The sequence below is a fragment of the Mesorhizobium sp. M7A.F.Ca.CA.004.04.2.1 genome (assembly GCF_004022825.1).
Classification (GTDB): domain Bacteria; phylum Pseudomonadota; class Alphaproteobacteria; order Rhizobiales; family Rhizobiaceae; genus Mesorhizobium.
In genome coordinates, this window is record NZ_RZPH01001699.1 from 1 (window position 1) to 577 (window position 577).

The following is a 577-nucleotide window of genomic DNA, read 5'->3' on the forward strand; positions in this document are numbered from 1 at the left end:
ATCCAGGCCCAGGTGCTCGGCCTCTTTGCGCGGCTGCGCCGCGAATTGTCGCTGACGCTGATCCTGATTTCCCATGATCTGGGCGTGGTGCGTTATCTCTGCGAGCACGTTGCGGTCATGCAGCACGGCAAGCTGGTTGAGTATGGCAATACGGAAGATGTCCTGGATCGTCCGCAGCAGGCCTATACGCGAGAGTTGATCGCCGCTATCCCGAAACTCTCGCGTCGAACGAGCAGCGGAATCCAACCAGGAGACACCCCGCTACTGGCCGCCGGAAGCAAATGCTGAGCCTTCGGGGCCGGGCTACTGTGCCGTCCAGCCGCCGTCCATCTGCAAGGTCGTGCCGGTGATCTGCCTGGCTGCGTCCGAACACAGGAACAGCGTCAACGCAGCAAGCTCATCGACGGTGACGAATTCCTTGGTCGGCTGGGCAGCGAGCAGCACATCGTGCTTGACCTGTTCCTCGGTCATGCCGCGCGCCTTCATGGTGTCGGGAATCTGCCTTTCGACCAGCGGGGTCCAGACATAGGGTGGGCGACGCCTATTTGGCGATCTCGAGCAGGGACGATACCAGAAG

Annotated in this window: 1 protein-coding gene and 1 pseudogene; one reads left to right on the top strand and one right to left on the bottom strand. The window is 61.5% G+C overall.

Features of this window, described 5'->3' with window-relative positions:
• Window positions 1-288: pseudogene (locus EN893_RS37065) on the top strand (hypothetical protein); the annotation flags it as partial.
• 15 nt (window positions 289-303) lie between these two features.
• On the opposite strand, the gene EN893_RS37070 reads toward EN893_RS37065, so the two are convergent.
• Window positions 304-577, bottom strand: a 274-nt coding sequence (locus tag EN893_RS37070) for an SDR family oxidoreductase (protein WP_128362310.1), incomplete at its 5' end; no start/stop codon positions are given.